The sequence below is a fragment of the Sphingomonas sp. P4_G3 genome (assembly GCF_056401105.1).
Genome location: NZ_JBFUJZ010000012.1, coordinates 60,209 through 76,798, shown reverse-complemented (window position 1 = coordinate 76,798; position 16,590 = coordinate 60,209). Strand labels below are relative to the sequence as shown.

The 16,590-nt window shown below is 65.1% G+C and carries 19 protein-coding genes; 9 read left to right on the top strand and 10 right to left on the bottom strand.

Annotated features, from left to right (window positions below):
- Positions 1-118: 118 nt before the first annotated feature.
- Together AC1DQQ_RS20495 and AC1DQQ_RS20490 are read left to right on the top strand one after the other, a co-directional pair.
- A complete protein-coding gene (locus AC1DQQ_RS20495) occupies positions 119-670 on the top strand; it encodes a peroxiredoxin (RefSeq protein ID WP_478032372.1) in 552 nt (183 codons plus the stop codon).
- A 162-nt stretch (positions 671-832) separates the two neighbouring features.
- Positions 833-1,909 (top strand): GGDEF domain-containing protein, encoded by a 1,077-nt coding sequence (locus AC1DQQ_RS20490; RefSeq protein WP_478046602.1) that lies wholly within the window; start codon positions 833-835, stop codon positions 1,907-1,909.
- Between the two features lie 400 nt (positions 1,910-2,309).
- Here the strand turns inward: AC1DQQ_RS20490 and AC1DQQ_RS20485 are convergent, their stop codons facing one another.
- Entirely contained in the window at positions 2,310-3,176 is an 867-nt protein-coding gene (locus AC1DQQ_RS20485; RefSeq protein WP_478032374.1) for an alpha/beta hydrolase, read from the bottom strand.
- A 36-nt stretch (positions 3,177-3,212) separates the two neighbouring features.
- Positions 3,213-5,039: an ABCB family ABC transporter ATP-binding protein/permease gene (locus AC1DQQ_RS20480; protein ID WP_478032376.1), complete on the bottom strand. Its 1,827-nt coding sequence runs from the start codon at positions 5,037-5,039 to the stop codon at positions 3,213-3,215.
- An 80-nt stretch (positions 5,040-5,119) separates the two neighbouring features.
- Between AC1DQQ_RS20480 and AC1DQQ_RS20475 the strand changes: the two genes are divergently transcribed.
- Positions 5,120-5,353, top strand: a complete 234-nt coding sequence (locus tag AC1DQQ_RS20475; RefSeq protein ID WP_066827762.1) for a hypothetical protein — start codon at positions 5,120-5,122, stop codon at positions 5,351-5,353.
- A gap of 58 nt (positions 5,354-5,411) precedes the next feature.
- On the top strand, positions 5,412-5,825 hold the full coding sequence (locus AC1DQQ_RS20470; RefSeq protein WP_478032377.1) for a hypothetical protein: 414 nt from the start codon (positions 5,412-5,414) through the stop codon (positions 5,823-5,825).
- Here the strand turns inward: AC1DQQ_RS20470 and AC1DQQ_RS20465 are convergent.
- The 6 genes from AC1DQQ_RS20465 to AC1DQQ_RS20440 all read right to left on the bottom strand — a co-directional run bounded on the left by AC1DQQ_RS20465 (position 5,814) and on the right by AC1DQQ_RS20440 (position 11,372).
- A complete protein-coding gene (locus AC1DQQ_RS20465) occupies positions 5,814-6,029 on the bottom strand; it encodes a hypothetical protein (RefSeq protein ID WP_478032378.1) in 216 nt (71 codons plus the stop codon). The two genes, AC1DQQ_RS20470 and AC1DQQ_RS20465, sit on opposite strands and share 12 nt — an antisense overlap.
- Before the next feature lie 59 nt (positions 6,030-6,088).
- Positions 6,089-7,045, bottom strand: a complete 957-nt coding sequence (locus tag AC1DQQ_RS20460) for a phytoene/squalene synthase family protein (RefSeq protein ID WP_478046601.1) — start codon at positions 7,043-7,045, stop codon at positions 6,089-6,091.
- Positions 7,046-7,082: 37 nt separating this feature from the next.
- The gene (locus AC1DQQ_RS20455) at positions 7,083-7,664 is read right to left on the bottom strand and encodes an LOG family protein (protein ID WP_478046600.1); all 582 of its coding nucleotides are present in this window, start codon (positions 7,662-7,664) and stop codon (positions 7,083-7,085) included.
- A 157-nt stretch (positions 7,665-7,821) separates the two neighbouring features.
- On the bottom strand, positions 7,822-9,297 hold the full coding sequence (locus tag AC1DQQ_RS20450; protein WP_478046599.1) for a phytoene desaturase: 1,476 nt from the start codon (positions 9,295-9,297) through the stop codon (positions 7,822-7,824).
- Positions 9,294-10,454, bottom strand: coding sequence for a lycopene beta-cyclase CrtY (crtY, locus tag AC1DQQ_RS20445; RefSeq protein ID WP_478046598.1), 1,161 nt, complete (start codon positions 10,452-10,454; stop codon positions 9,294-9,296). The genes AC1DQQ_RS20450 and crtY overlap by 4 nt, the downstream gene beginning before the upstream one ends.
- Positions 10,455-10,760: 306 nt before the next feature.
- A complete protein-coding gene (locus AC1DQQ_RS20440; protein ID WP_478046597.1) occupies positions 10,761-11,372 on the bottom strand; it encodes a glutathione binding-like protein in 612 nt (203 codons plus the stop codon).
- 75 nt (positions 11,373-11,447) lie between these two features.
- Between AC1DQQ_RS20440 and AC1DQQ_RS20435 the strand changes: the two genes are divergently transcribed.
- Positions 11,448-12,047 carry a TetR/AcrR family transcriptional regulator gene (locus tag AC1DQQ_RS20435; RefSeq protein WP_478046596.1) on the top strand — a complete coding sequence of 200 codons (600 nt, stop codon included), beginning with the start codon at positions 11,448-11,450 and terminating at the stop codon, positions 12,045-12,047.
- 82 nt (positions 12,048-12,129) lie between these two features.
- The gene (locus tag AC1DQQ_RS20430) at positions 12,130-12,702 is read left to right on the top strand and encodes a DUF2585 domain-containing protein (RefSeq protein ID WP_478046620.1); all 573 of its coding nucleotides are present in this window, start codon (positions 12,130-12,132) and stop codon (positions 12,700-12,702) included.
- A gap of 27 nt (positions 12,703-12,729) precedes the next feature.
- Here the strand turns inward: AC1DQQ_RS20430 and AC1DQQ_RS20425 are convergent, their stop codons facing one another.
- Entirely contained in the window at positions 12,730-12,996 is a 267-nt protein-coding gene (locus AC1DQQ_RS20425) for a hypothetical protein (protein WP_478032386.1), read from the bottom strand.
- Positions 12,993-14,156, bottom strand: coding sequence for a hypothetical protein (locus tag AC1DQQ_RS20420; RefSeq protein WP_478032387.1), 1,164 nt, complete (start codon positions 14,154-14,156; stop codon positions 12,993-12,995). The genes AC1DQQ_RS20425 and AC1DQQ_RS20420 overlap by 4 nt, the downstream gene beginning before the upstream one ends.
- Before the next feature lie 282 nt (positions 14,157-14,438).
- Here AC1DQQ_RS20420 and AC1DQQ_RS20415 point away from each other — a divergent pair, with 282 nt between their 5' ends.
- The 3 genes from AC1DQQ_RS20415 to AC1DQQ_RS20405 all read left to right on the top strand — a co-directional run bounded on the left by AC1DQQ_RS20415 (position 14,439) and on the right by AC1DQQ_RS20405 (position 16,501).
- A complete protein-coding gene (locus AC1DQQ_RS20415; protein WP_478032542.1) occupies positions 14,439-15,212 on the top strand; it encodes a sterol desaturase family protein in 774 nt (257 codons plus the stop codon).
- Complete coding sequence (locus AC1DQQ_RS20410; protein ID WP_478041321.1) at positions 15,145-15,567, top strand: DUF2141 domain-containing protein; 423 nt, start codon at positions 15,145-15,147, stop codon at positions 15,565-15,567. The genes AC1DQQ_RS20415 and AC1DQQ_RS20410 overlap by 68 nt, the downstream gene beginning before the upstream one ends.
- 73 nt (positions 15,568-15,640) lie before the next feature.
- Positions 15,641-16,501 (top strand): MipA/OmpV family protein, encoded by an 861-nt coding sequence (locus AC1DQQ_RS20405; protein ID WP_478046595.1) that lies wholly within the window; start codon positions 15,641-15,643, stop codon positions 16,499-16,501.
- Positions 16,502-16,590 lie beyond the last annotated feature (89 nt).

Genomic DNA, 16,590 nt, shown 5'->3' with positions numbered 1-16,590 from the left:
GCAGGCGGGAGAGGGGTTCACAGGCCAACGCCATATCTCCGCGCTGGCGTCCACCACTCCGCGGGTCTAGGAAATGCTCGCCTTGCCGCCCCCTGCTCTATCCTTCGGAGAGTCGTCCATGCGCCTGCCGCTTCGCCTTCTTCCCCTTTCGCTCGCCCTGATCGCGGTCCCCGCCGTCGCGGCGCTGTCGACCGGTGCCGCCGCGCCCGATTTCACCACGCGCGGCGCGATCAACGGCAAGGTGTTCCGCCTGCATCTGGCCGATCAGCTCAAGAAGGGGCCGGTCGTGCTCTACTTCTTCCCGGCCGCCTATACGTCGGGCTGCAATGCCGAGGCGCACGAATTCTCCGAACATATCGACGAGTTCAAGGCCGCCGGCGCGACGGTGATCGGCATGTCGACCGACGCGGTGCCGACCCTGGTCAAATTCTCGACCGAGAAATGCGCCGGCAAATTCCCGGTGGCGAGCGCGGGGCCGCGCATCGTCAGCGCCTATGACGTCGCGCTCGGCAAGCAGTTCACCGATCCCAAGACCGGCAAGGCGCGCGACATCACCAACCGCACCAGCTACGTGATCGGCCGCGACGGCAAGATCAGGTTCGTCCATTCGGACCTGTCGTACGTCGACCACGTCAAACTGACGCTGGATGCGGTCAAGGCGCTTAAATAGGGTCTTTGCAGCTTCGCTGAGACGGTGCCGTCGTTGTCACAAAGACGGATAGGTAGTCACACGCAACGGCTACCTATCCGATAGGTTCGCAAACGCGATCTTAGCCTATCGCGGCTAGGACTTTGCCATCGCCCAGGTGCGATTTTGGCAAGGGAGCGGACGGTGGCGAGCGCCGTAGAAAATTCATCCAAGGCATCGGATCGGCTCTATGCCGCGATCGGCGAATTCCTCGCGCGGCACCGCCTGAGCGTCGATCCGGCGCATTACGCCTTTGCCCACAAAGTGTTGAGCGACCCACGCGGGCCGCTGGCCGCCGCCGTCGCGCGGATCACCGATGGCGGCGTGCGGCTGAGCTCGCGCGATATCGAGGAGCTTGGCGGCAGGGCGGTGATGGGGGCCCCGGCGACCGCCGGCGGCGATTCGGCGCCCACCCTCAAGTCGCCGCCGCAGCTCACCGTCGTCGCCGACAACACCAAGGCCCAATCGCTGGTCGCGCGCGCGCAGATGCAGGTCGAGGATTTCGGCGACACGGTGCGGGCGATGCATGCCGATGCGCGCGGGTTCGGCCAGGATCTGCGCGCCTCGCGCGACGCGATCCGCGATGCGCGCGATGCCCGCGACGGCAGCGCGATCGATGAGGTGGTGCGCATGGCGAGCTCGATGCTCGACCGCGTCTCGTCGGCCGAGGCCAAATTGCAGGAAGCGACCCACGAGGCCGACCGCCTCCGCCACGAGCTCGAGCAAGCACGCGACGATGCGCGCCGCGACCCGCTGACCGGCCTGCCCAATCGCCGCGCGTTCGAGGACGCCTTTGCCGCGGCCGTCGCCGACGGTGCCAATATCTGCATCGCGATCTGCGACGTCGACAAGTTCAAGTCGGTCAACGACCGGTTCGGCCATGCGGTCGGCGATCGCGTGCTGAAAGCGATCGCCGAAGCACTGCGTGTGGGCTGCGACGAGCATCTCGTCGCGCGTTTTGGTGGCGAGGAATTCGTCGTGATGTTCACCGGACTGTCCCCGGCCGACGCCTTGTCGACGCTCGAGGGCGCGCGCGCCGCAGTCGCCGCCAAACGCTATCGCCTGCGCGAAACCGACGCGCCGCTGGGCGCGGTGACCTTCTCTGCGGGGCTCACTCCGGTCGCGCCGGACGACACGATCGGCTCCGCCATGGGCCGTGCCGACCGCCTGCTCTATGCCGCCAAGGAAGATGGCCGCAATTGTATCCAATCGGATCGGTAATATTCACCGACATATAGCGCAAAATGCAATTTCATCTCGGTAAAAATCGCCATTACGCGCTTTCCGAAAATTACGAATCCAGTAATATCAATAGCTTATAAAACTGGCACGCTCCCTGCAAACCAGTCGGCATGGTCGTCGGATGGTCCGATAGCCATCCACAATAGGGAGTTAAGATCATGTCGGTTCGTTTCGCTTCGGCTCAGCAGGTTGCGGTTTCGGTGTTCAGCGCGCTCGTCTGCACGATGGTTCTCGTCAACGCCGCCACCTCGTTCGTCCCGGTCGCCTGACCGGGACGCACCCCTTCGCGGCGAGCGGGAGGGGTAGGCAAGCCAGCTCGCCAACCGGCGGCCGCGATAGGGCGGCCGCGCCGGGGCCGGGGAACGGCCCCTTTCTTTATCTAGCGTCCGAGCAGGAAGGTCAGCGGGATATCGACCCGCGCCTGCCAGGCGCGCTCGCTATGCTCCGCGCCGGGAAACGCCCGGCTGACCCAGCCACCGCCGCGCGGTCCGGCCGCCGCGTCGAGCTTGTGCTGGAACGGCTCGATCGATCCGTCATTGGTCCCGGTGCCGTAATCGAAATAGAGCCGCGCGGTCCTGGGCGGCAAATGCGCCTCGAACCAGCGTTCGGCGAACCCGTCGCCGATCGGCCACGAGGTCGACAGGCACGCCGCCGCGCCGAACATTTTGGGATAGCGCGTCACCGCATAGGCCGAGATCAGCCCGCCCATGCTCGACCCCATCAGCATGGTGTTTTGGGGGCCGTGTAACGTGCGATAGCGGCGATCGATCAGCGGCTTGAGCTCGGTCGCGAGGAAATTGACGTACGCGTCGCCGACGATCCTGGCACGTTCGACCGGCAGCTTCTTGAACAGGTCGGCCGAGGCCGGATCGCCCTTCGCCCCCAGCGCTGGCACCGCGGCTTGCGGCATATATTCGCCCAGCCGATTGTCGGTGTTCCACACCGCGACCAGGATCGCCGGCCGCACTTTGTTGGCCGCGATCAGCCGGTCGAGCGCGCGATGCACTTCCCAGCTCTTGCCCGAAAAGGGCGACGGCGTGTCGTACACATTCTGCCCGTCGTGGAGGTAGAGCACGGGGTAGCGTTGCCTGGAGGTCGCGTAACCGGGCGGCAGCCAGATCTGCACCGTCCGCGCGGGGACGAACTTGGACTGAACGGTAATTGGCGGTTGCAGCCCGTCGGTAGGATCGGCGAGGGCTGGGGCGGCGACAAGTGCCAGGACGACGGCTAACAGGAAGCGGATCATGCCCGCATTGACCGCGTAACCGCTGCTTGCGTCAACCTATTCCGCCGCCAGCGCTTCCTGCCGTTCCTGCGCCTGGCGTGCCCACATATCGGCATAGAGGCCGTCCTTGCGCAGCAGCTCGGCATGCGTGCCGCGCTCGGCGACCAGGCCGTTGTCGAGCACGACGATCTGGTCGGCATGGACCACGGTCGACAGGCGATGGGCGATGACGATCGTCGTGCGCCCGCGCTCGATCGCCTGGAGCGTGCCGAGGATCTCGGCCTCGGTGCGGCTGTCCAGCGCGCTGGTCGCCTCGTCGAGGATCAGGATCGGCGGGTCCTTGAGCAGGGTGCGGGCGATCGCCACGCGCTGTTTCTCGCCGCCCGACAATTTCAGGCCGCGTTCGCCGACCCGCGTCTCGTACTGGTCGGGCTGGCGCTCGATGAAGCCGGCGATCGCCGCGCCCTTGGCGGCGCGCACGATCTCCTCTTCGCCAGCGCCTTCGCGGCCATAAGCGATATTGTAGCCGATCGTGTCGTTGAACAGCACCGTGTCCTGCGGGACGATGCCGATCGCGGCGCGCAGGCTGGCTTGCGTGACCGTGCTGATATCCTGGCCGTCGATCGTGACCCGCCCGCCGGTCAGATCGTAGAAACGGTACATCAGCCGCGCGAGCGTCGACTTGCCCGCGCCCGATGGTCCGACCACCGCGAGCGTCTTGCCCGCCGGAATATCGAGATCGATGCCCTTCAGGATGTCGCGGCCCGGGTCGTAGCCGAAATGCACGTCCTCGAACCGGATATGGCCGCGGTCGATATTGAGCGGCAGCGCGCCGGGCGCGTCGACGATTTCGGCGCCGGTATCGAGCAGGTCGAACATCGCCGCCATGTCGACCACGCCCTGGCGGATGGTGCGATAGACCATGCCGAGCAGGTCGAGCGGGCGGAACAATTGGGTCAGCAAGGTCGAGACGAACACGACGTCGCCGGGTGAGAAGCGGCCGTGCGCCCAACCCCAGGCGATGAACACCATGCCGCCGCCGAGCATCAAATTGGTGACCAGGGCCTGGCCGATATTGAGCCAGGCCAGGCTGTTCTCGCTCTTGACCGCGGCATTGGCATAGGCGCCGACCGCGGCCTCGTAACGCCTCGCTTCGCGTTCCTCGGCGCCGAAATATTTGACCGTCTCGAAGTTGAGCAGCGAGTCGACCGCGTGCGCCACGGCGCCGGTGTCGAGATCGTTCATCCGCGTGCGCAGTGCATTGCGCCAATCGGTCACGATGCGCGTGAACCCGATATAGACGACGATCATCACCAACGTCGCCACGTCGAGCCACAAGCCGAAATTCGACCAGAAAATCTGCATGACGAAACAGAGTTCGAGCAGGGTCGGCGCGATGTTGAACAGCAGGAAATAGAGCATCGTGTCGATGCTCTTGGTGCCGCGCTCGACGACCTTGGTCACCGCCCCGGTGCGGCGCTCGAGATGGAAGCGCAGCGACAGTCGATGGAGGTGGCGGAAGACGGTGGCGGCAAGCTGCCGGGTCGCCTCCTGGCCGACGCGCTCGAATACGACGTTGCGCAGATTGTCGAACACGACGCCCGACAGGCGCCCGGCGGCATAGCCGATCACCATCAGCATGACGAACTGCGGGACGTTGGCGACGCCCCAATCGTTGCGTCCCGACATCGCATTGACCGCGTAGCGAAGCGCATAGGCCGTGACATAGACCTGCACCACCTTCGACAGGACGACGAAGGTCATCGCGATGACGATGCGTATCTTGAGCCCCGGCGCATCGGCGGGCCACAGATAAGGGAGGAAGCGCCGAAGCGTCGGGATCAGCGGGCGATCCTTGGTCGGCGGGAGTTCGGTGGGCGGCATCGCCGCTTTATGTAGGGTGCCGCGGGCAATCAGGGAACCGTCGTCATGCGCCAGGGATTATAGGCGCGACGGAGGAAGGCATGGGTTCTGTATTCTACGTCATCGCGATCATGGGCTGCGGCGATGGCCAGACGCAATGCGCGCAGCAGCGGATCGAGCCGGTCCGTTATTATAGCGCGGCGCAATGCCGGGCAGCGATGCCGGCGGCGCTGATCCGCAACACCGATATCGACTATCCGACCATCACCGCGGCGTGCCGCCAGGTCGGCCAGTCGATGGCGGACAATAGCAAGGCGCAAGCGCGCCGCAGCTAAGCTGGCGCGGACTTCACCGCACCGGTAATGATGGCCCAGGCATAGGCCAGGGGACATCATGCGCAGGATTATCGGGACCATTATCGGGCTGGTGCTCGCCATCGCGCTGATCGATGGTGCGTGGGAGCTCGCCGAACGCTGGTTCCCCGCCGCGATCCCGGCCGACGCCAGCGACCGGGAGATGCTTGCGCGCTTCGTCATGGCGATGCCGCTCGCCGGCCAGGCGATCATCGCCGCGGGCTGGCTGCTCGCCGGTCTGGTTGGCGCGTTTGCGGCGCTGCGGATCGGCCAATGGCGGCCCGGCGGATGGATCGTCGCTCTCGTACTGGTCGCCGACGGCGTCTGGAACCTGACCCAGCTGACCCAACCTTTGTGGTTACAGGGTGCCACCCTGATCCTGCCCATCGCCGGTATGTGGCTCGCCGAGTGGCATTTTCACCGCGCGCGGCCGGGCGATCCCTTAATCAGCTAATTCCACGTCCGCACCGCGGCGGATCGGCAGCGACCAGCGGATCTGGTCGCGCAGCATGGCCTCGAGATCATCGGCACCGACATTGTGCGCGGCGGCGCGCTTCCTGAGCAAGGTCAGCAACAGCCCCGCGCGCGTCGGCGGCGGTGCCGGCTCGGCGCGGCCACGCTGCAGGGTACGCGCGAACTTTACGGACAACAGGGTCATATTGGGTAAGTTAGGCTGCCCGGCTTGCAGAGTCCTGACCGGACACCCTTTACGCACCGCTAACCACGTGGCCGCGCCCACAAATCCGGATCGCGCGGCGCCGCGGGATAGAGCCGGTTGCGCTGCACGGCCTGACCGAGCGCCCGCGCGATCCAACCGATCTTGGCGGCGGCCGAGGTGCCGGCGCGATGGTCCCAGGCATGGTCGCCGCGCGCGACCACTTCGCGCCCGATCGCGCCATAGATGCCTGCTGCCGCCAGCACGGCCCAGGCCGATCGAAGGCCGAGCCGCCGCGTGCCGACGCGCGCGCTCGCCTCGAACGCCGCCGCGCGCTCGACCAGGCGCCGCGCCAGGACCGTCAGACGGGGGCGGAAGGGCGGCTTCATATGCTGGCCGGGCGGCATGTCCATCTCGACCAGCCATTCCTCGGGCAGGTAACAGCGCCCGCCGCGGTCATCCTCTTCGATATCGCGCGCGATATTGGACAGCTGGAACGCCATGCCGAGGTCGCAGGCGCGGTCGAGCGTGTCCTCGTCGTCGGGCGACACCCCCATCGCGATCGCCATCATGCAGCCGACCGCGCCGGCGACGTGATAGCAATATCGATAGAGATCGTTTTCGCTGCGCGGTCCCCACTCCTCGAGGTCGAGCCGAAAGCCCTCGATCAGATCATGCGCGAAACGGTGCGGCAGCCGCGTTTCCGCCGCGACGATGCGGAGCGCGTCGAACGCCGGATCGCCGACTGTCTCGCCGGCCAGCGCGGCGTCGGTCAGCCGGCGAATCAGCGCGAGCCGCGCCGCGGGATCGGGGACGGCGGACAAATCACGGCCAAATTCCTGTCCGTCGGCGAGGTCGTCGCAGCGCCGGCACCAGGCGTAGAGCAGCCAGGCATGCTCGCGGGTCTTGCGGTCGAACAGCAAGGAGGCGGCGGCGAAACTCTTCGATCCGCGGGCGATTGCTTCGTGCGCCGTGGCGACGATCGCCGCGCGGCTGGGAAGATCGCCGCTCGCGCTCACATTTCCATCCGGTCGCGTCGAACGAAGGATCGGGCGCTCACAGGTCCTTCGCGCCGATCTGTCCGATCGTGGTGGCTGGCTGGAAAGCGGCCATCTTGTCGAGCAAGTCGCCCAATGTGTCCGCGACGATCAGCAGTCCCTGATGCTGCGGCCGGACGAAGCCGACCCGTGCCATCGTCTCCCAGAATTCGATCAGCCCGTCATAATAGCCGTCGAGATTGATCAGCCCGACCGGCTTGGCGTGATAGCCGATCTGCGCCCAGCTCAACGCTTCCCACAATTCGTCCATCGTGCCCGTCCCGCCAGGCAAGGTGACGAAGCCGTCGGACAGATCGGTGAACGCCTGCTTCCTCTGGTGCATCGTGCCGACGACATGGAGCTCGGTCAGGCCCTTATGCGCGACCTCGGCGGCGACCAGGGCTTCGGGAATGATCCCGATCACCTCGCCGCCCGCGGCCAGCGCGCTGTCAGCGATCGCGCCCATCAGCCCGAGCCGCCCCCCGCCATAGACGACACCGATCCCGCGCTCGGCGAGCGTGCGGCCGACCTCGCGGGCATTGTCGACGTAACGCGGATCGCTTGGGGAAGCGGAGCCGCAGTAAACGGCGAGGCGGTTCATAGATCCTCCCCGTTTACGGGGAGGGGGACCAAGGCGCGCAGCGACTTGGTGGAGGGGGCGGGCCACAAGGGATTCCGGGGAGGATATCCCCCTCCACCACGCGACTTCGTCGCGCGGTCCCCCTCCCCACAAGTGGGGAGGATTTTTTCGATAAAACTCATTTCTGCTCCAGCATCAATTTGGCGGTCGCCTTGGCGCTCATCACCACGCCGGGAATGCCCGCGCCGGGATGCGTGCCGGCGCCGACGAAATAGAGGTTGGGGATATTCGCGTCGCGGTTATGGACGCGGAAATAGGCGGACTGGGTCAGGATCGGCTCAAGGCTGAAGGCGCTGCCGAGATGCGCGTTGAGGTCGTGCGCGAAGTCCGACGGGGCGTAGCTGAACTTGGTGACGATCCGCTCGTGAATGTCGGGGATCAGCCGCGCGCCGATCTCATCGAGGATGCGCTTTTCCAGGATCGGTCCGATCTCCGCCCAGTCGACCGGGAACTTGCCGAGATGCGGGACCGGGGCGAGCGCGTAGAAGGTCGAATGCCCCTCCGGCGCCATCGTCGGATCGGTCACGGTCGGGTGGTGGAGATAGAGCGAGAAATCCTCGGCCAGCACGCCATGGTCGTAAATGTCGGCGAGCAATTCGCGATAACGCGGGCCGAACAGGATCATGTGGTGCGGGATGCCGGGCCAGCTGCCCGTGATGCCGAAATGGACGACGAACACCGAGGGCGACCAGCGCTTGCGCTCGAGCCGGCCGACGCTGCGTTGCGCGCTGCGCGATCCCGCCAGCAAGTCGCGATAGGAATGCATCACATCGGCATTGGTCGCGACCGCGTCGGCCTCGCCCGACCAGCCGCTCGCGGTGGTGACGCCGGTCGCGTGGTCGCCCAACGTCGCGATCCTCACCACCGGATCGCCGAGCCGCAAGGTTCCGCCCAGCCGCTCGAACAAGGCAACCATGCCCGCGACCAGTTTGTTGGTCCCGCCGCGCGCGAACCACACGCCGCCGTCGCGTTCGAGCTTGTGGATCAGCGCATAGAGCGCGCTGGTTGTCATCGGATTGCCGCCGACCAGCAAGGTGTGGAAGCTGAGCGCCTGGCGCAGTTTCTCGTTCTTCACGAAGCCCGAGACGATCGAATAGACCGATCGCCACGCCTGATAGCGCATCAGTGCGGGCGCGGCGGCGACCATCTGGCCGAAATCGAGGAACGCGGTCGAGCCGAGCTTCTCATAGCCCTCGTGATAAACATGGCCCGAATAATCGAGGAACCGCCGATAGCCGGCGACGTCGTCGGTGTTGAGCCGGGCGATCTCGGCATGGAGTTGGGCGTCGTCGTTCGAATAATCGAAGCTGGTGCCGTCGCGCCAGTTGAGCCGATAGAAAGGCATCACCGGCATCAGATCGACATCGGTTGCGATGTCCTGCCCGGTCAGACCCCATAATTCGCGCAGCGCCGCCGGATCGGTGATGACGGTCGGCCCGGCGTCGAAGGTGAACCCATCCTTCTCCCAGAAATAGGCGCGGCCGCCGGGCTTGTCGCGCGCTTCGATGATGACCGTCTCGACCCCGGCCGATTGCAGCCGGATGGCGAGGGCGAGGCCGCCGAAGCCGGCGCCGACGACGATCGCGCGCTTCATGCGTGCTGCCTGCGGATCGCCGCGATCGCGCGACCGACCGGCACCGGCGGCTTGCCGGTCAGGATGCGGGCCTTGTCCATCACGCTCGATCGTCCGGCATAGAACCGTCCTATAAGGCCCGGACCCAGCCGGTAAAAGCGTTCGAGAATGCGGTAACGCTCTTCGGGTTCGGCGGCGCGGAACAGCATCGCGTCGAGCGTACGGTAAAACGCGCGGTCGGCCCAGGCGCCGCTCGCCATGCCATAGGTCAGATCGTACAAAGCCGGGGTCGACAGATCGCTCACCGTGGCGATCCGCGCCGCCAGCCGCACCGCATCGGGCAGCGAATAGCCGGTGGTCGGGTGGAACAGCCCGGCGCGCAGGCCCGCCTTGGGCACCCTGACCCCGCCGGCGCGCCAGAAGGCTTCGAAATCGCCGCCGATCGCGACCGGCAACGCCCCGCTTTCCTCGCGCGATACCGCCTCCGTCACCCAGCCGCGGCCAAGCGCATATTCCTGGATGCGGTCGACCAAAGCGTCGTGATCGATCGCCGGCGTGTCGCTGTAATAAGTGTCCTCGACGAACATCCGCGTCGCGGTGAAGGGCAAAGAATAGACGAAGCGATAGCCATCGATCTGCTCGACCGTCGCATCCATGATCGTCGGCCGCGTCACCTCATGCGGTTCGCTCAGCAGCAATTCGCGCCCGACGAATTTCTGCCAGCCGAGGTCGAGCGACGACATGTCGCCCGGGCCGCGCGCATCGATAATCCCTTTGGCCTCGACCCGGTCGCCGTCCGCCAGCACCACCGCGGTGGTGCCGACGGCCAGCGCTTTCTGCGCGATCAGCTGGCCCGGCGCGAGACTCGCGCGCACCACGCGGTCGAAACGTTCGGACTCGATCGAATAATAACTGGTCGGAAGCGTCCGGGCATGCGCCGGAAAGGCGACCTCGTAACCGCGCCAGCCATAGGAAACGAGCGGTGCGGCGAGCCAGCGATCCTCTTTCGCGACGTCACGCTCGAAGAACGACCAGACATGGTCGCCGCCGATCTGCGGGCTCGCCTCGATCAGCCTGAGGTCGAGGTCGGGACGCTTCCTGCGCAGCGCGAGCGCGATCAGGCCGCCCGCCAATCCTCCGCCGACAATCGCAAGGTCACAGTCAACTTGGCCTGCCATGACGAATCGCTACCCGTTTTGGTCGGGAGCGCAACCCATGGAACGAGACGTTTGAGCCCTGCGGACGAATCCCCTGTGGAAAGATCGTCCTCAGGGACCGTTTGAAAACTCGCGGTAGAGCGAGTTTTAAGGCGGCCCCGGCCCGCTCCCCCACCCGACCTCCCAATCAGGATATCCTATGGGAGGTCGGGTGGGGGCGCATTGGGTCGGCCATGCTCCCGRCATGGCCTGAACAGCGCGGGGCGCTGTTCACCCAATGCGGGCCGGCACCGCGAAATGCGCCTGGGCGCATTTCCAAACAGGCGATCAGGCCGCCTGGCGCAGCGGCATCTCGGTCGCCATCGCCGCGGCGACCGACGGCCGCGCGCGCATCGCGGCGCGCCACGCCTTCAGCACTGGCCAGCCATCGAGGCTCAGCCCGGCATATTCGGTCCAGTTGAGCACCGCGAGCAGATAGGCGTCGGCGACCGAAAAGCTGTCGAGCAGATAGTTACGCCCGGTCAGATGCGTTTCGAGCAGGCCGAACCTCTTCTCGACCAGCTGCCGCGACCAGTCGCGCGCACCCTCGGTCGAGTGCCGCGACATCAACGGCGCGAACACGCCCTTGTGGATCTCGGTCGAGATGAAGTTGAGCCATTTGGTCAGCTCATAGCGCTCGCGCGTATAAGGCGGCGGCGCCAGCACGCCCTCGGCGGCGAGATCGGCGATATAGGTTAGTACCGCCGGCCCCTCGGTCAGGGTCACGCTGCCCGCTTCCATCGCCGGGACATAGCCCATCGGGCTGATATCGGTGAAGGCGCGGCCATCGGGCAACGCACCGTCCGGCACGACCTGCACGAAATCGGCATCCAATTCGGCTTCATTGATCGCGATGCGAGTTGCCAGGCTGCACGCGAACGGGATGAAATAGAGTTTCATGACAGTCCTCCTGGGGCTTGTTTATTTTTGTACTAATCCGCATAAATGTATCTCGCGTCAAGGATTGTTTGCGAGTTGGTACAAAAATCAGACACGACACCGCGGCGGCGTGGCCGGCCGCGCGGCTTCGATACCGGGGAGGTGCTGGGCGCCGCCACCGAGCGCTTTCGCACGCGCGGTTATGCCGGCACCTCGCTCGACGATCTGGTCGACGCGACCGGACTGCAGCGCCCCAGCCTCTACGCCGCGTTCGGCGACAAGCGCGCGCTCTATCTGGCGACGCTCGAGCGCACGATCGAGCGCGCCGGGGCTGCTTTCGATCAGTTGATCGCGGCCGATCTGCCGCTCAAGCCCAGCCTGAAGGTGATGTTCCGCGCCGTGATCGAGGGCTTCCTGACCGGGGAGACCGGGCCGTCGGGCTGCATCATGGTATCGACCTCCGCCACCAGCGCGGTCGACGATGCCGAGATTCGCGCCCGGCTGGCGGCCTTCGTCAAGCTGGAGGACGGCAAGATCGAGCAATTGCTGGCCGCGCGTGGCGATCCGCTCGCCGCGGCGCATGCGCGGTTGGCGACCTCGGTGATCCATTCGCTCAGCGTGCGTGCCCGCGCCGGCGCGACACGCGAGGAACTCGAGGCGCTGGCGGCGGATTGCGTGGATTTGATCGCCGGGTGACGGCAAGTCTCCCCTCCCGCTTGCGGGAGGGGAATTGATCCCGGGTGACGGCCGTCGATCCTTCGCCTAGCGTCGGGAGGTGATCCGCCAGCCTCTCACCGTCGATCGCCGCGCCTTGGTCGCCGCCATCGGCGCCATCGCCCTGTTCGCCGCGATCGAAATAGCCTGGGGCCGCCCGCCACTCTGTCCGTGCGGCCATATCGCTCTATGGGCCGGCGATCCCAACAGTCCGGAGACCAGCCAGCAACTCAGCGACTGGTATTCGCTCAGCCACATCATCCACGGCTTCCTGTTCTACGGATTGCTCTGGTCGATCCTGCCCGGCCGACTGCGCCTCTGGGCGCTGCCGCTCGCGGTGCTGATCGAGGGCGGCTGGGAATTGCTCGAAAATTCGCCGATCATCATCGACCGCTATCGCGCCGCGACTATCGCGGTGGGTTATTCGGGGGATTCTATCCTCAATTCGATGAGCGACATCGTCATGATGATGATCGGCTTCGCGATCGCGCGGCGGTTGCCGCCATGGGCGACGGTCGCGCTGGCGATCTTCTTCGAGCTGCTCGCCCTGGCGGTGATCCGCGACAATTTGACGCTCAACGTACTGATGCTCGCCTGGCCGATCGACGCGGTCCGGACGTGGCAGGCGGGCGGGTAGCAACGTCCTGGCCGTCGCGGCGCTTGACTAGGGTGCGAAGCCGTCATCCATCCATTGCTTGTACTGTGCGATGCGATCGGCGCTCCACGGCTGGCCCGGCGGCATGCGCGGCGGGGCGACACCGGTCAGATGATCGTGCACCGACCGAGCATTGGCGTGGTCGGCATAACCATCATCCCCATCGGGATCGGTCATATAGCCGACATTGCCGAGGAACACGCCGTGTCCGTTCATGCAATTGATGTCGTTCGGCGTGAACAGCGGCTTGATATCCGCAGTATAAGAAAGGGTCATTTCTTCATCGCCTTCGGTTGCGCGCGAGTCAACGACCAGACGAAGTCGAACTGGACGTATTTCGACGATCCATTGGGCTGTTTGAACCAAGTGGGATCGACCGGTCCGACATAGCCGTCGCCATTCGGCTTGAAGATGTCGAGCGCCCTTCCCGTAGCCGCAACCGTCGCCCGTGAATGGCAGGTGATGCATGATGACGTTTTTTGAAACGGTCCCTCGGGCTGTGAATTCGCGAGCAATGTGGCCCCTCCTCGAGAGGTCGCAAAGTCGACTTGCGTACCGCGCAAGCGATAATTCGCCCACGCAGTTCCCTCGAGGCCCATTCCGGCGGGCACCCTGTTGCAATCGGGCTTTTGTCCCTTGCAACCGAAGGTATCGTTGGATGGCAATTCCCATTTCGCGTTGTTGGGCAGGGTGGGATTGTCGACATGTTCGAATGTCGCCCAAAACCAATTGGGCAGATCCTTCGAAATGACGTGCAATGCGGTCAGACCAAAGATCGAGGTGGTGCCGTCGCTGTTGCGCACCTCGGTCCAATGATAGCGCGGCTTGTCGGCGGCCGTGATTGCCCGCCATTGTGCTTTGATCTCCTTGGCGGCCGGTGGGAAGGTGATGGTCAGGTCGCCTCTTTTGGCGAGTGCTCGCTGGCCGTCGAGGTTGAAGAGATCGTTGGTGGTGATGAACTCATATGCCGCGCGGTTCATGCGCGTCTCATTCCCTCCCTGCGGCGACGTTTGCGGATCGAAGAACAGCTTCTGCTTACCAAGCATGGCGTCGCGGAGTTGTAGCTGTCGCGCTCGTGTATCAAATTCGCGGAAACTCCTGATCGCCGGCTTGGTACCCCCGCTCCACGGACCGGGGTCGGCGCCGTCGACGAGAAAGACTTCGTTGGCGTTCTTCCAGCTTTCCCAGACCGTGTCGCCTGTGCTGCCGAGCGGTTTGGCCGAGTCGGCTATCCCTGGCGCGGCGCTTGCCGGCCAATTCAGGGCGACGAATAGCCTCCAGGCATATTGGTCCGGATCGGAGATCGCCATGGCGCTGTCCTGTGGCTCCACCCAAGGCTGCGCCGACTGAGCTTGCGGCAGCGTAGGGGGCTCCGCGCGAAGCGTCGCCGATGCCGAAACGAGGGTTGCAGCGGACAAAAGGATAATGCTTCGCATAACTATCGTTCCTGAAGATAGCGGTGGAGCAAGTCGACCAAAAGAACTGCAACTTTAGTAATGCTAAGGGCATTCTATGGCGATTCAATTTTAATCCAGATTGAACTCGTTAAATTAACATCTGAAAATGGGACGATAATTTCCGTCCAAGTAATTCATCCTGCGCGGGGTTTTATTGGTATCATGCGATGGGGCGTGCGGGGCGAACTTCACGCCCGCGCGACAAAGGCCTAGATCAGCGCCGTGACCTCCGCGCTCGCCATCCTCCTCTCCGCGCTTGCGATGACGCTGATCGTCGGCGTCCGCTATCTGATCAGCAGTGGCGCTTTCGCGCTAGCGACACGTGCGGTGCGGCCGGGACTCTATGCCGGGCTCGGCAGGCAGATCCGGTGCGAGATCGCCTGGAGCCTCGCCTCGGCGGCGATCTATGGCATTCCCGCGGGCGTGGTTGCCTGGGGGTGGCAGAACCGCGGATGGACGCGGATCTATGGCGATCTCCACGCCTTCCCGCTCTGGTATCTGCCGCTGTCGGTGCTGCTCTACCTCGTGGCGCACGACACCTGGTTCTATTGGACGCATCGCTGGATGCACCGGCCGGCGCCGTTCCGGCTGGCGCATGCCGTCCACCATGCCAGCCGGCCGCCGACCGCCTGGGCGGCGATGGCGTTCCACCCGATCGAGGCACTAACCGGGGCGATCGTCCTTCCTGCCCTCGTCTTCGCGATTCCGATCCATATCGGCGCTTTGGCCTTCGTGCTTGGAATCATGACGCTTATGGGGGTGACCAACCATATGGGCTGGGAAATCTTCCCGCGCTTCATGTGGCGGGGACCATTGGGGGCATGGCTGATCACCGCCAGCCATCATCAACGGCATCACGCCGAGTATAGGTGCAATTATGGCCTTTATTTCCGCTTCTGGGATCGCCTCTGCGGCACCGACCGCGGGGTCGGCGGGTTCGCGCGCGGCGAAGGCCGGCGCCCTGCTGGTGCTGGGCGCGCTGCTCCCGGCGACGGCGCCGGCCGCCAGTCCGGCCGCCCCGGTCGGGAGCCTTGAGATCGATGTCGCCGGGATGCGCTCGGCGCGCGGGCTGATCCGAATCTGCCTGACAGCCGAGCCCAGGAACTTTCCCGGCTGCGTCGATGACAAGCATGCCGTCACGCGATCGGTCCCGGCCAGTCAGCACATCATCCGGTTCGACGATCTGCCGCCGGGCAACTACGCCGCCGCGCTGATCCATGACGAGAATTCGAACGCGAAGCTCGACACTTTGTTGGGCATTCCGCGCGAAGGATTCGGGTTCAGCCGCAATCCCCCGATCGGGTTCGGCCCGCCGCGCTTCGCCGCCGCCGAATTCGCGCTGGGCGGCGTTGCCGAAACGCAACAGGTGACGATGCGCTATATGCTTTAGTATCTGGGGCATGGACACAAAACGCCTGGGTGGCGTTGCTTTACCCAAACGTCATCCTGATCGGAGCCTGCCTGTGCGTCTTTTGCTGCTTGCCCCCGCCTTGTTGCTCGCCGCGCCCGCTTTCGCGCAGGACACTGGAGCGCCGCCGGCCCCCACCGCGCCGGAACAGCTCGATACCGGTAGGGACAATGTCACGATCGGCGCCGGCGCGGTCTACACGCCCGATTATGAAGGCGCCGATCATTCCGGCTTTTCCGTCGCGCCGGTGGTGATCGGATCGGTCTCGGGGTTCAATTTCCAGCTGATCGGCAATCGCGCCTCGATCGACCTCATCCCCAACAAGCCCGGGCCCAATTGGGATATTCAGGCGGGCCCGATCGCGGTGCTCGACCTCAACCGCTCGGCGCTGTCGTATATCGACGACCCCCGCGTCCGTGCGCTCGGCAAGCGCGACCGCTCGCTCGAGGTCGGCGGCTTTGTCGGCATCGGCAAGACCGGGGTGATCACCAGCCAGTACGACCAATTGTCGGTGTCGCTCAGCTATCGCAAGGGCGTCACCGGCGCCCAGCGCGGCGCGATCTGGTCGCCGACGATCAATTACATGACCCCGGTCAGCCGCAAGGCCGCGGTCGGCCTGTTCGCCTCGGCCGAGCATGCCGACCGCAAATATGGCCGTGCCTATTTCGACGTCGACGCGGCGGGCAGTCTTGCCAGCGGCCTGCCCCAGTTCAACACCCGCGCCGGGTGGAAGAGCTGGACCGCGGGCGGCTTCGTCACCGTGTCGCTGACCGGCGACCTGCTCCATGGGTTCAAGCTGCTCGCGGGCGGCAGCTACAAGCGCATGCTCAACGACTTCGCCGACTCCCCGATCGTCTCGATCGCCGGCAGCCGCGACCAATGGATGGGCGGTGCGGGCGTGGCCTATACGTTCTGATCCGGCGGACGATTGGCACCTATGTTAAGATGCCTTCGCATTCAGGATTAGGACAAGATGCCAAACTAGGCTAAGGATGCTTCATCACC